This is a genomic window from Rufibacter ruber, assembly GCF_014138425.1.
GTDB lineage: Bacteria > Bacteroidota > Bacteroidia > Cytophagales > Hymenobacteraceae > Nibribacter > Nibribacter ruber_C.
In genome coordinates this window covers 336,918-352,519 of sequence record NZ_JACJIQ010000002.1, presented here as the reverse complement: position 1 = coordinate 352,519, position 15,602 = coordinate 336,918, and the positions used below count along the sequence as shown (strand labels likewise).

Sequence of the window (15,602 nt, the reverse complement as noted above, 5' to 3'; positions counted from 1 at the left end):
TTCTAGCGGGTCAGCATCAGGTAGCCTTTGTACGTCACCTCGCGGTTATCACAGAGGCGCACTTTCAAGATGTAGAAGTACGTGCCTTCTGCCAGCCCTTTGCCGTCCCAGTTATTTTTATAGCCTTTCTGCCGGAAGACTTCACTCCCCCACCGGTTGATCACCACCAGTTCATTGTCTGGGTAATTCATCAGACCGTTGACTGTCCAGCGTTCATTCTTCCCATCATTGTTGGGAGAGAAGGCGTTGTACACCTTAAGCTCATCTTCTATGCCCACCTGGCCGGGTTCTACGTCAAAGGTAAGCGTGTTAGAAGTACATACCCCATTGGCAGATTTGGCAACCACTGCAATTTGTACAGGAGACGTGATGGGCCCAGGGCTTTCTAAGGTAACACTTGCTGAACCTTGCCCGTTGATCTTCCAGCCGGCCGGAACAGTCCAGACATATTCACCAGCTCCGGCAATAGGTGCAACTGAGAACTTATACCCGGCACACACGTCTGTCTCATTGATAATTCGGTCTAATACACCCACACTTGGCGTTACCGTAACGGCTCGGGTGGCGGCGGCACTTTGGCTACAACTTACGGCTCTTACTGATACGGTAGTAGTAACTGCCCCTACATTGAAAGCCATTTCTGAAGAGCCCTGTGCTGAAGCAAACTGCCAGTCTGACCCTGCTGAAAGCTGCCATTCATACCTCATTCCGGCAATAGGGTTTTGTACAGTGTACTTCACTCCCCGGCTGCCCGCACAAACAGACACGGTCCCCTCAATGCCATCTGGCCCTGCTGGCACGGTACCTGCGGGTACAACATTCATCGTTTTTGTAGCATTAGAACAAAGATTGGCAACAGATACAGACACAGTTCCAGGAGTAGCAGTTGTCCTGAGAACAATACTACGGCCGTTTACGGGCCCTACAGGAATCCAGCCGGTTGGGTATGTCCAGGAATATCCGGTAGCACCAACGCCCGCTACAGCGTCTACCGAGAAAGTTACCTCCTGGTTCACACAAGGTGTCTTAGAACCCGCAATTTCTGAAATACCAGCTAACGGTTGTACTACTGTTACCGCAATGGTTCTATTAGTTGCACCACAAGCATTGATGGCCTCTACCTTTAGATCACCGCCAGTTGCCCCTGGTACTACAGTAAGGGTTTCTGTGTTGTCTGGCCCAACAATTGTCCAACCATTGGGGACTGTCCACTTATACCTATCTGCCCCTGCCACCGGCTCAATATGGTATTGCCTTTGGTTAGAAGAGGCGCAGAACTCAGCAGGATCTCCTTTGATAGCGCCTACTGTATTGGGAGCCCCTTGTGTAACCGTGACATTTTTCACAACAGTGCTGGTAGTGAAGCCGCAGCTATTCGCAGCTTTCACCGTCACCTGACCAGAAGCTGACCCCATCAATATTCTGATTTTGTTTGAATCAACGGGCCCTATGGGGCTGGCTCCGGAAGGCCAGGTCCAGGTGTAGCTGGTAGCACCGTTTGCAACTGGTACCTCATACACAGCCTCTGTGTTGGCACATACTCTATCTGGTCCAAGAATTGACGCTAACGCATCTGGTGCCGTTGTGGCAATGGCAACTGCCAACGTCTTCACTGTCTGGCCGCAGTCATTAGAAGCCGTCACGGTGACTACACCACCTTGGTTATTGGTGGAAACTTTGATGGAATTCCCCAGATTTTCTGTAATAGACCATCCGGTTGGCACATTCCAGTTCCAAACTGTTGCGGTGCCGGCAATACTGTACTCCACCTGGGTGGAGTTAGGGCAAAGAGTTGTTTGCCCTTGAATATTAGCAGCCAATACGGGAGCACCATTTACCGGAGTTACGGCAAAGGTAGTGGCAGTACTGTTTAAACAGCCTTCTGCATATACCTCTATGTTTCCAGCAGTTGCGCCTATTGTTACAGTTAACTTGTCTGTGCCCTGCTGCCCTGTTACAGGCCCCCACCCTGCTGGATAGGACCATCTATAGGTCATACCCGGAACGGGGCTTTGCACGCTATAGGTCCTGGACGTTCCCACACAAGGATTTGCGTCACCTGCAATACCAGCTGGTGGCGTGGGAGCGGTTCCCGTTGGTGTGACAGTCACCACTGATGCCGGACCTGGCCCACAGGTGGCATTGGCCACTTTAACAGATAGCTGACCTCCGGCTGCACCCGTCTTTACCGTAACTTTTTCAGAATTCCCCCCACTGGTTATGACCAGGTCTCCGGTTACTTCCCAGATGTACTGGACACCTGTAATGGGAGTGACAGAATACTCCAGATTGCCCTCATTGAAGCACGGGAAGAGCTTACCGGCAATGGCCCCAGGAGCCGTGGTGATAGGATCTTCCACCTTGACAGCCCATGACCGGGTCTGGGTGTCACAGGAGTTGGAAGCTTCTACGGTTAGTGCACCACTCACGCCATTCGTTCGCAGGGTGATGCTGGTAGTACCTTGCCCAGCTACATACGTCCAAGCATCCGGATAAACCCACTTATATTCTTTTGCTCCTGTTACGGCATTGATAGCATAGGTTTTATCAAGGGCGTCAGTAGAGCAGAGCGAGATTTCTCCTGCCACCAATGGTCCAATGGCCACTGGTGGTGAAGTTGAAAGCTCTATAGAATGAGTCAGTTCTTTGAAGTTCCCACAGTTGTCAAAGATAGTCACCTTGATGTCACCGGAGACGCTGCCCATTTGTGCGGTAATCTCATGGGTGCCCTCCCCTCCTCTTAAAGTGGCACCAGCTGGTAGCTCCCAGAAATAATCAGTTGCCCCCTCCGGTTCAGGCACAGAGAACGTTAACACCTCATTTGCGCAACCAGCCGTGTTGCCTGTAATGGGGCCAACTACTGTGGGGAGAACCGGTACACCTGTGACAGCCAAGGTCTTCACCACAGGTTGCCCGCAACCATTTTTGGCGGTTACTTTGATGATTCCGCCAGTAGCACCGGCCGTAATCTGCACACTGGCCGTTCCATTACTGACCACACGCCAACCGGCAGGAACTTCCCAGAAAATATCCTGCGCTTCAGCAGCGGCTGTAATGGAATACAATCTAGTGGTTCCCTCACAGGGGTTCGCAGATCCAGAGATGGCACCGCTCAGAGCTGGCGTTCCGTTTAACACCCCAACTGCTTTGAAAGTAGCCGCACTAGCAAGATTACAGGTATTGGTTGCGGTTACGGAGATAGTGCCAGGTGTGGATCCAACTACTACTGTGATTTCTGATGAACCCGTACCATTAACGGCGCTCCAATCAGCCCCAGGAAGTGTCCAGTTGTAAGTTATGCCAGCCTCAGGGTTTAGCACTTTGTACACCTGGGTACTTCCTGCACAAGAGGAGGCTAACCCTATGATTCCGGCTGGTGCTGTTGGCACCCCATCTACCGGAGTTACGTTCAAACTAGCCCAGTTACTATCACCTCCGCACTCAGCAGATGCATACACAGAGACAGAGCCGCTGTTTGAACCAACTTCTACCTGAATAGAGGCCCCTGTTGCATCTCCAACTGGTTTCCAACCGAGTGGCAGCAACCATGTATATTTTTCAGCCCCGGCTACTGCATTCACCCTGTAAGTGACTACACTACCAACACAAGGGACCGCTGTTCCTTCAATAGCAGAAATAGTTTTAGAAATCTGCGGCGCAACAGTAATGGCGACCGCAGTTGTGGTTGGAAGGCAGTTGGTGGAGGCATTTAATGCTTGAACAGAAACTATACCACCAGTATTGCCAGGCGTAAGAGTGATACTGGTGGTACCATTTCCACCACTAACCTGGGTCCAGCCAGCCGGAACAGACCATTTATAATCTGTAGCTCCGTTTACCGGAGCAATGGAATAAGTCTGGTTTGCCCCCTGTGCGCAAACAGTAGTTTTCCCTGCAATGGCACCAACTGCATCAGGTCCTGCTTTGGGGGTATTGATCGTTCTTGTTACTGGCACAGAGGCCCCACAGCCATTTTTGGCATAGACAGATATTTGTCCGCCAACGGTGCCAAGTTTCACTGTAATAGCGTTTGAGCCTTCACCAGACTCAATTGTAGCTTCAGCAGGCAATGTCCAGATGTACTCATCTGCATTGGCAACCGCAGGCACAGAGAAGGCAATCACCTCCTTCACGCAACCGTCTGCCGGACCAGTAATAGCGCTAAGCGCCGAAGGAACCGTAGATGACACGGCAACTGCCAAAGCTTTCTCTGTTCTGTCACCACAGGCATTTAAGGCTGACACTTTGATTACCCCGCCTGTACTGCCAGGAATTACCTGAAGCGTAGCAGCATTTTCTCCAGAGACAATATTCCATCCTGCTGGCACCTCCCAGTCAATATCTTTGGCCCCAGCTGAAAGAGTTACAGCATAAGCAACAGCAGTAGAAGCCCCCCCGCAGACAGATGCGCTGCCGGTAATGGCGCTAGTAATAGCAGGAGCATTAGATGAATTGGAAACGGCTACCGTAACTGGCGCACTAGTACCGCAGCCTCCTGCAAAAGAGGCGGTGACAGAGACATTCCCCGAGGCTGCCCCTATATTCACAACTAGCTGAGAAGTACCTTGGCCGGAGACGTACGTCCACTCAGAAGGGTAAGCCCAGGTATAAACTACCCCGGCCACCGGACTGTCAATTTTAAATGTCTGCTCAGAATTAGAACATGGGGTTGCCGTCGTGATCACTCCGGCGGGTTTAGCTGGTGCCGCTCCAGAAGAGGTAACGGCAACACTCGCTTCTGGCCCTGGCGCACATGCGTTTCTTCCGGCTACGGCAACCACCCCACCGGAGGTGCCAGCGGTCACCTCAATTGAAGCCCCTTTGTCATCACCTATAATATTCCACCCAGATGGCACTGACCATACATAAGAAGTAGCCCCAGGCACCGCAGCAGAAATACGATAGGTTACGGTTTGCCCCGCACAAGGAGTAAAGTTACCTACAATGCCGGCTGGCGCGGCAGTCACTGGGGTTTCAAAGGCCACGTTTACAGATTGAGAGGTAAGCCCACAGCTATTTCTAGCCTCTACTGTCAACGTACCGGCAAGCCCGTTCTGCTGTACTTCAATACTTGTTCCAGTTTTATCTCCTATCACCGTCCAGGCAGCAGGCACCTTCCAAAGGTAGCTTTCTGCCCTGGCAACCGGATCTATAAAATATATTTGGCTGCCTGCCGTACCGCACAGCAGCCGTTGCCCTTTGATGTCAGCAATTGAGGCAGGCCCTGAGGCAGAAACTGTAACCGCCAAACTTGCCACAGGCCCTTCACCGCATTGGTTGGCGGCTTTTACTCTTACCTGGCCCCCTACGGTGCCAAACCTGATTTTTACAGCATTTGTGCTGGAGCTTCCTACCATTGATGCCCCGGCAGGGAGTTCCCATTTATAAGAGGTAGCGCCTGAGACAGCTGGCACAGAGAACTCTATTTCCCCGTTGGCACATACTTCAGTAGCAGTTGCGGTAATCGCCCCTATGGTGGCAGGGCTTCCGTTGGTAACCGTAATGGCCAAAGCACGTTCTGTGCTCTGGTCACAGCTGTTTTTTGCGCTTACTTTAATTACCCCGTTACCGGTGCCTACGGTAACTTTCAAGGTGCTTGTGCCCTGCCCAGAGACAATACTCCAGTCAGAAGGCACATCCCAGAAGATTGAATTGGCACCCGCCAGTACGTTGATGGTGTATATTTCAACGGTGCCGGCACAAGCTTTATCGCTTCCTGCAATACTGGCCCCTAACGGGGCCGTACCCACAGATGGGGCTACCTGTTTGGTGATGGCGGTGCTCACACCACAACCGTTTTCAGCGGTTACAGAAATATTTCCGGCAGAGGTACCTGCCGTTACTGTAATCTCAGCACTACCTTCCCCTGTTACTGTTACCCAATCACTGCCAGGCAACACCCAGTTGTACGTCATGCCCACTACCGGATTCTGCACCCGGTATTTCTGTTGACTACCCACACACGGGTTGCCGTCTCCATTGATTGCAACCGGAGCCACCGGAGGAACGGTTGAAATAGTAACGGCTAAAGAGGCAGTGATGACACCACACCCTCCGCTTCCTTTTGCTGTCACCTTCACCTCACCACTTGCGGCACCAGCAGTTAACGTGATGCTGGTACTGGAAGCAGTCCCCCCGGCTGTACGTACCCAGTCAGACGGGTATATCCATTCATACTCAACGGCACCAACAACCGGATCAATGGAATAAGTAAGCCCTGCCTGATCTTTACAAGGTGCCAACCCTGCGGCGGTGGTTTTGATAGCAATTGGCCCCGTTGGGGCTTGACCGGTAATAGTCACGGCCAAGGTAGAAGCAGCGCCGTACCCGCAGCTATTCCGTCCTCTTACACTAATGGTCCCGCTGTTAGCATTTGGTTTAACGGTAATACTATTAGTGGTTTCACCAGAAACAGAAATCCAGCCAGCGGGCAGTGTCCATTCATAAGAAGTGGCACCATTCACAGGAGGTACAGTATATATTTTGGTTGTGTTGTCAGCACAGTAGTTGTTATCCCCCCCAATGGATCCCGCTGCCACCGGAGCAGCAGTGAATACCGTTACATGAAGGGTAGCCGGCGTGTTGTTCGCCCCGCAAACATTTGAAGCTATCACAGAAACTTCTCCTGTATCACCTATTTCAGCTGTCAAAGTAGAAGAACCTTGGCTAGAAGTGATGGTCCAGGAGGCAGGTACACTCCAGGTGTACGTAGTACCAGCCACTGGTGAAGATACTTTGAAAGTTGCAGTATTATCAGTGCTGCAGACTTGGGTGGCACCGGTGATTCCAACTGGTGCTTCTGGTATAGCAGGCACTCCTTCTACTGCCATAGTCAAGGCATCTCCTACCCCACAGCTGTTTTTCCCTCTCACTGAGATGAGACCGGAGGTACCCCCTACTGTTACGGTGATAGTAGAAGACGTATCATCTCCTACAATTCCCCAACCCGCAGGCAATGACCATTCATAAGAATCTGCCGCTGACACCGGAGTGACAGCATAGGTACGTGTTATACCCTCACAGGCTGTTTTATCGCCATTGATTGGCCCGGCGAGTACCGGTTTCCCAGCTCTTGGGGCAACTGGCAGCATTGCTGCACCCGGACTAAGCCCGCACCCGTTACTCGCCGTAACAGAAACGTTACCACTGGTGGTACCCACGGTAAACACCGCTTCAGAAGTACCTTCCCCTGAAATCAGGAGCCAGCCTGCTGGGTAGCTCCAGGAATAGACAACTTGCGCAACGGGTGAGTCAACCTTATAGGTAATTGTTTCTCCGGCGCATGGATCTTGTACTCCTGAGATGGCGGCAGGGGTAGCGGGGACAGAGGACGCCGGTGTCACGGTATAAGTTCTCCAGCCCCCCCATCCGCATTCATTTTTTGCCCTTACAGCTATCTCTCCTACCATTGAACCGGCAGTTAATGTAATACTGGTACTGGTAGAAGTTCCGCCACTGGTAACGTTCCAGTCTGCAGGATATCTCCACTCATAAGCAGTAGTACCGGCAATAGCAGTAATGGAGTACGTGAGGTTTGTTTGCGCCACGCAGGGATTGCTGGCAAAGGCACTGGCCAAAATAGCCCCTGGTGCCGGTGGCACGGCACCTACCACTGTTACCTGCTGGGTACTGGTAACGGCAGCCACGTTACACGGGTTAGAAACATGCACTGTTACAGCCCCACTGGAGGTGCCTGGTATAATGACCAGCGTATTGCTATTCAAACCTGAAACGGGTTGCCACCCCGCCGGGAAAGTCCAGGCATAGGTAGCCGCAAGCGGAACCGAAGGAACAGTAAAGGTAACAGGATCACCTAAGGCACAGACAGCGCCAGGCCCGGACACAGCGCCTACCGAGAGCAGTCCCGGAGGGAACACCCTGGTATTAAACACAGCCTCCTCACTTCCGCCACAGCCGTTAGAGGCTTTTGCTTTTAATACATAAACGCTTCCTGAAGAAGAGCCAATTTTTACAACCAATGTATTGGTCCCCTGGCCAGAAACTTCTTCCCAGTCTGCGGGTATGTTCCAGATATACTGGGTGGCATTGGCCACATCATTTACTTTGAACGTGTAGGTATTCCCTTCACACAGATCTTCTGGCCCGGTGATAACAGGGGCCGCATCTGGTTTTACGGGGGAAGCAACAACTGACAGTTCCTTGACAGTGGCTAGATTGCAACCGTTGGTGGCCACTAATCTGATGACCCCTGTTCTTGCCACCTTAAATGAAACGGTAATTTCATTTGTACCAGATCCACCCACAATTTCCCAGCCTAAGGGCACACTCCACTCATAGTTAGAGATATCTGCACTGGCAGGCACCTTATAGGTAAGCACACCGCCCCTGCAAACGTCCTTCAACCCCTCAATATTTCCTGGGATAGCCGGAGGCCCTGTGGTTGGGATTACGCCCAATGAGGTGGCCACACTGGTCCCACACCCATTAGAAGCAGTCACTGATACAGCGCCTGCGCCACTTCCTACAGTTACAGTGATCTGTGATGATCCCAAACCAGCAGTAATAGTCCAGTTGGCGGGCACCTGCCAAACATAACTTATCCCTGGCACCGGATTTGAAACCGAATAGATCACTCCTGTACTCCCAACGCAGGGCACTGATTCACCTACCACCGCCTGTGGCTGGGCCGGTGCAGTGCCAAAGGCTGAGACCGTTAAACTGATAGCTGGATTTGATGGAAGACAGGCGTTGATAGCTTGCACCCTTATTTGACCGGAACCAGTACCGGAGGTTACGGTAATAGTTGACGAGCCCTGACCAGTAAATGTCCAGCCTGTTGGAACAGACCATACATAACTGGTTGCACCCGCAACCGGGGCAACTGAATAGGTAAGGCCGGTTTGGCCCTCACACGGGTTGAGCGCCCCCGGCCTGGCTATGATAGCCGCCGGTGACGCAGGAGGTGCTGTGCTTACTCTTGTGGAGTGGGTGGAGGCGGCACCAAGTCCGCACTCATTCTCTATGGCAAGCGCAATGGTACCGGTACCGCCCACCCGCACTTGTACAGAAGCTCCGTTAGGCGCAGAAACAAAGTCCCAGCCCGCTGGGAGCGTCCATTTATAATTGATGGCACCTGTTACTGGCGTAACAAAATACGTATGTACATTGTTAGCTCCACACACTTCCTCTGGGCCTGTAATAGCTCCTGCGGCAAGCTTGCCTGGTACAACTGCTACAAAATAACTGGTGGCGGCACTGGCTCCGCAGCTGTTCTTAGCTTTAACCGTCACCTCTCCCGAGGCACTGCCTATGGTAAAAGTGATCGTTCTTTCATCTGCGGCTCCCACTACTTGCCAATCTGCAGGGTAAGTCCAGATATAAGATGAGGCATTGGCCGTGGCGGCGGCTGTGAAAGTGACGGGCGTCTGCCCCGCACAGAGTTTGGCAGTACCGGTAATTGCTGTTGGGGCCAACGGAGCGGCAGGTGAGATTACCTCGTTCCGTACCTTTACCACACTTTCCCCACACGTATTCTCAGCCTTTACTGTAATCTGTCCGCCACTTGTGCCAGGTGTTACCTTGATGGTAGCTGTGCCCTGACCGTCTTCAATTGACCAGCCACTGGGAACACTCCAGAAATATGTATCTGCCCCTACAGCCGGGTCAATTCTATAGGTGACCTCTGTCTCGCCTGAACAAATCTGAGGAGGGCCTTGAATCTCTGACAGGAAAGTAGGCACCCCATCATAGGGAGTAACGGCTTTACTCTGCGCAATACCAGCCCCACAACCATTGACGGCACTCAAGGAGATAGTACCAGCCTCACTAGTAGCTGCTACTGTAATGGCAGTAGCAGTTTGAGACTGCACCACCCACGTTGCCGGGAACAACCAGGTATAGACCACATTTGCGGTGGGAGAGGTAACCTGATAGGTGTATGTCTGCCCTGCACAGGGCTTTAATTCACCTGAAAAATCAACGGGAACAGCTGGTACTGAAGCAAACGGAATTACATTGATAGATGTGATTCCACTTAAACCACAGCCGTTTTCTGCCTGAACCGTCACCTGCCCCGCCATGGTGCCAGCTTTTACTGAAATAGAAGCAGACCCGTTGCCATCAGTAATCTGCCAATCTGCAGGCACTGCCCATTTGTAGGTGTTTGCACCGGCCACCGGGGCAATACTGTATGTAAGCCCTTCCTGCCCAACACAAGGAATAGTTGCAAAAGCGCTTGGCGTGATAGCTCCAGGCGCTGCCGGCAGAGAGGTACTAACGCTTATAGTACGTGTCTCAACGGCTGACCCACAGCCGTTGGACACTGTCACTTTGATTGTGCCACCGGTAGTTCCAGGTTTAACTCTAATGGTGTTTGTGCCTTTCCCTGAGATTTCTGTCCACCCCGGTGGTATAGCCCACACAAAGGTTAGATCTGCATCTGCTAAAGCAACAGAATAGGTTTGGGAAGCATCACTGGAGCAAATAGTACCGTCTCCTATGATATTGGCGATCACCGGGGCTGCCGGAGAGACAGTGACCTCTTTTACTGCAGCCTCACTGGAACCACAGATGTTATTTGCCACTACAGTTACCGGTCCGCTCTGACTTCCTACTTTTAGGGTAATACTGCTGCTGCCCTGCCCTCCCACATAAACCCAGTCTGTGGGGTAAGTCCAGGTATAAGAATCAGCTCCCGCCATTGGAGCGGTAGAATAAATGACTTGATCACCTTGATTGGCGCAAACTTTATCCTGCCCGGTAACAGCAGCTGGTTTTGCTACTACGCTTAATGCCACATTAACCGCTTTGTCCAGAACATTACTGCCTCCACAAGGGTTAGAGGCTTTTACTTCCACCTTCCCACTAGACGGCCCTACCGTTACCCGTAAGAAATCACTCCCATCTCCCCCTTCCACCACAGTCCAGTCTGCAGGGAACGCCCAATCATACGTTTTAGCGGTTGGTGCACTGGTAATGCTGTATAAGACGGTAGAGCCTACACACGCTTTTTCTGGCCCTGTCATGCTGCCAGTAAGAACAGGAGCCTCTATATACAAATAGGTGTTAAATTTTTTCTCAGGGCCCAACCCGCACGGGCTGTCTATTCTTACAGAGATGGTATGCGTACCGGGCACACCGCCAGTTGAGACCTTGATTTTGCTTGTACCGGCCCCATCGGTAATAGTCCAGCCGGCCCCGGCAGGCAACGTCCAGACATATCCTTTCGCCCCCGCTACGGCTGGAACACTAAACTCATATTCTGTTTTGTTGATACAGGCTTCGGCAGGCCCTGTGATATCACCAGGAGGTTGAACGGCACAGATACTAAGCTTTGCGGTGTTATCCTCAAGGTCATTATCTGTACCAGCCCCTTCAGCAGTGGCAACGGTGGTAATAAAACCAGACCTGTTAATACGAAGGGTTACCGAAAGAGTAGCTTCAGCGTTAACAGCTAAGGCTGGGATCTCCCAATCGCCGCTGTTGTATGTGCCCACAGTGGCGGTGTAGCTTTGGGCAACCAGCCCCGTAGAGGGTAACCAGCCAAAATTAACGTAGACATTCTCCTCATTGTCTGGCCCGTTATTCTTTACTTTAACAGTATAAGTGACAAATTCACCTACCACATAGGGCTCTGCACTGACAGACTGTTCAATTGACAAGTCTGCATTGATAGTGGCAGGGTCTGAGGTAAAGTTATCAGGTAGTAAGATTTTACCGGCTTTACTGAGAAGCTTCCCCCTTACAGATGCCCCGGGGGCGGCGTCTATGTCTCCATTAGACACGATATTCCCTCTAAAATCACTTTGCCCGCCCAGATTGGTTTTTCCCTCAACCTGCCAAATGACATTTACGGGTGAAGCCCCTTGCCGCAGCACAACAGAGGCAGAAGGTGACACGGTTAAATTGCCTTCAACCTGAAAGATGAAAAATTCCTCTGCTTTTCCGGCTGTCGCCAGTTCCAATGCTCCTGTGATGACAGCATCACCATTGATTCTGTAGACCCCAGGGGTAAGGCGTAAGCCTGATAAACTTTGGCCGGGGATAGTAGCGGTAGCAGGCAATTCACGTAAAGCAACAGAGGCCTTCTCAATTTCTTTTTTTACTTCTGCAGCAGAAGAAGTGCCCTGTATGTGCCGCTTTTGCTGAGGCTTTTCAGCAACCGGCCCCACCAACTCCCCGTTGAAGGAAGTGTTCTTACCCAGTTGAACGTGGCTTTGACTAAAAAGGGAGACTTTCCTCAGTGCTCTCAAAGGGGACTTCACCTGAGCGTGGGCCTGAAAGAGGAAAAGAGAAACAAACACAATCAAGAGTAAACGTGTCTTCATGCAGAATCCTGAGAATTACACAAGAACGCCCCTTCTGGATGTCCGCACTTCAACACAAATGACAAATGCTGTAAGATTGCAACAGACTACTAGTCTCTCTCGCTATCTAGAGCTATTCTATTGACAATCAGTTGAAACAATAGAGAGCTACTTGTCGTATCATGTTGGGGGAAACAGAAACGAGGTTTAATGTGAAAAAAATTACTTGTAAAAAAATTATTCGTAAAACAGCACCACACCCTCTGCCGAAGGGTGCTTCATTTTTATTCAGAACAAACCATTAGAAAGGGTTAAAACACGGGGGAATGCCTTAATGATACCCTGGAGAAAGACTTCTAATGCCTTTGTTATAACATCCCATTAAAATTTAATTCTATATTCAATCAGTCAATATGTACCCCATCTGCCACTATCCTATATACTTTTAATACCTATAATTATTTGATAGTTAATAAATAAAGACAAATAAAGAGAAAAATACCCAGACCTCAAAAAGGACGGCTCCAGTTCCTCGCCACTACTTCTGCGTTGGTTCTTCTGCTTTGGATTATTTATTGGCCCTATGTGCCAGCAGCAGGGCTCATTTCACAGCACAGCTTCTCTTTCTAAAGAAAAACCTTTACGCACTAACCCCCACCCGGACCCAGAGATTTGTGGTTACATTTTTTGCACATCTATGACCCTGCATCTTATTGAAAGGCTGCATTAGAAAAAAATAATTCTGCACAGCACCTTCCAAGTTTTACGCAACGCCTTCACAATCAAACCTGCAGCAACAAAGACGAGGCACCAGCACTTATCAGTTATTCCTAAACCCGCTCCCCCAGTTTTGACGGGTTTTGCCAAAAACAGGCCGGAAACGCTCTGATTTTAGTTCAGTGAATTGGGCACCCCCGTAGCGGTTTACTCACACATAAGCTTAATGGGAGACCAGACCGGAAAACCCAGCAGCAACAGTAGACGCTCCGGTTAACAATACTTTTCCCAGAAGCCAGTAAGTTGTACCCGTTTGCAATACAGGACAAATCAAATACTTTTTGCACTTGAGCTATCAGCAGAGAAAGCTTCTCCAGGAAAGTACCATTCCACAGCCCGGACCCGCTTTGTTACTCTATCAGATCAATTGGGTTTCTAAAGCATGCAAGGCAATGTATTCTTTCGGGCTAATCCCTTCAACTTTTCTAAAGGCGCTGTAAAACCCGCTTCTGGAGGTAAAGCCAGCCTGCAGGGCCAATGACTCAATGGTAAAGTTCTGCAGGTTGTCTGGCTCAGCCAATTGCTGCTTCAGATAATTTATCCTGAATTGATTAAGGAAATCTTTAAAGCTTAGCCCACAGTGGGCATTGATGGCCTGTGAAAGCTTATAGGCGGGAATGCCTAACTGCTCTGCCAATGATCCTATTTTAATAGACTTCCTTTTGAAAGTCTTTTCTTGCCTGAAACATTGCTCTACATGCGCCACTATTGCCGCATGAGCGGCGTCTCTTGGCATGACCGCCTGTTGCTTCCTGATTCTGGCAAGTGTCTCTGGCTTCATGTCTAGAAAAGAGGCTATGAGTTCCAGCGGCAACCGTTCTATGAGCCCAGGCTTTGATTTCAAAAAATACCGGTATCGCTCTGTGGCGTTCCCAATGCGCACCAAATGGGCTCTTTCCTGCGCATCACGGTAATAGGCCTCATACACCTTGCGCACAATGAAATTCAGGTCAAAGAACCGCTGATACCATTCCAGAAGCTTGTCAGTGTGCACCCCTACCAGCAGGCTAGGCTCCACGGCCACAATAGCCTCCAGGGAAGGTTGCTGCGCATAAAGCCCCGAGAGCGAACTCACAAACTCATTCTCAACTGAAATATAGGTGGTAATCTTCTTTTTCTTATGCTCTGAATAGGCAAGAAGGGCGCCCTCTCTGATGAAATACATGTAGTGGCACAGGCCGCCCTGGCGCAACAGGTGCTCCCCGCTCTCAAGCCGCAGACAAATGGCGTGGGCGTGTAATTCATTCATCAATTCCTGACTTACCGGGTACACCATAGACATGAACTGTATAACGTGCTCAACATCTGCGGGATTAACAGGAAGGTATTTAAAGTCTGTCTCAGCCATTCCTTATGTACAAGTCTTCATGCGCAAAGCTACCTTTGATCAAGCCAGCCGTAGCTGAACTGGCTGAAGCAAGATACTGGAGTTCTGTTAAAAAACAGAATACGGGCATTTGTCCAGATATAATTTCCTTTCTGTGAGCCTGTTTATTTTCCCATTTACAAAGAACCCAGATCAACCCGTACGGGGTGCGCATGTGCCGCTGTTTTGGAGCTACTTTTCTGAAAACAGCCCGAAAACAGCCCCCCCTTCTCTCCAAAGGCACAAACGCACGCTGGCGCCAGAGACAAGAACAGGCACCATGGCACGTGGCAGGCCTCTCCCAAAGAGAATGTCTTTTGGGTTGTCTCCCTGAAAAGACAGAGGAACGTAATCCTGACAGGGGAGCCCTAATAAAGAACTGAGCCTGGGTTGAAAAACTTAAGCCATTTCTGTTTTCGGCCTGTTTTTCTGAAAACAGGCCGAAAACAGAAGATATTTCTCCCGCATGCCGCTCACGGGAGAGCCTCTAACTGAAAAAAGGCCCTGCCAGACCTTCTCCCAGCGAACAGAGGTCTTGCCTCATTTTGCCTGCAAGGTCCCAACTTTAGGCAAAATCTGGATGACAAACCTGCGGTCCCGTACGTCACCGCTTCTTCCGGCGCCTTCAAAGCCACTGCCAGAGGCAATCAGCTCTATCTGGTTTTCAGGGAATTTGATACCGGCATCGCGCCAGAACCGCAGCAGCGCCAGGGCGCGTTTGTAACTGAGCTCCAGCGCAAATTCGCGCTGGCTTATGTTGCGGGGGTCGCCTTTGGGGAAACTGGCCGCCCGCCCGTCTATCACAATCAGGTACTTCACGTCGGCGCCTTTGATGGAGGAGATGACCCGGCTAAGTTCTTCGCCGGCCCGGCGCAAGGGAGCCAGGGAGCGCTGCGGAATGACGGCGCTGCTCTGAGGAAACAGCACGTCTACCAGCAGCTCATGCCGCTTGTACTTTTCATTGTATTGGAAATACCGGCCGTCTAACCTGGAGAGGGCGGCTTTGATTTCGTCTAGTTTGCGCTTCTCCTGCACCTCTACCTGCAGGCGGGCAATGTTGCGGCGGTTCTCTGAGTCTTTATCTGTGAACATTTTGAAACTCAGCACAAAGAGCACCAGCATGATCAGGAACAGCACCGTCATGAGGTCTACGTAGCTGGGCCAGAAGAAATCGCGGTTTTCTTTGTTCATGC

At 50.8% G+C, this 15,602-nt stretch carries 3 protein-coding genes; all 3 read right to left on the bottom strand.

Features of this window, described 5'->3' with window-relative positions; genetic code table 11:
- Window positions 1–2: 2 nt before the first annotated feature.
- Window positions 3–12,212, bottom strand: coding sequence for a PKD-like domain-containing protein (locus FHS90_RS03995; RefSeq protein WP_182511923.1), 12,210 nt, complete (start codon window positions 12,210–12,212; stop codon window positions 3–5).
- 1,189 nt (window positions 12,213–13,401) lie between these two features.
- Entirely contained in the window at window positions 13,402–14,391 is a 990-nt protein-coding gene (locus tag FHS90_RS03990) for a helix-turn-helix domain-containing protein (protein WP_066839014.1), read from the bottom strand.
- Between the two features lie 558 nt (window positions 14,392–14,949).
- On the bottom strand, window positions 14,950–15,600 hold the full coding sequence (locus FHS90_RS03985) for an OmpA family protein (protein WP_182511921.1): 651 nt from the start codon (window positions 15,598–15,600) through the stop codon (window positions 14,950–14,952).
- Between the last annotated feature and the right edge of the window lie 2 nt (window positions 15,601–15,602).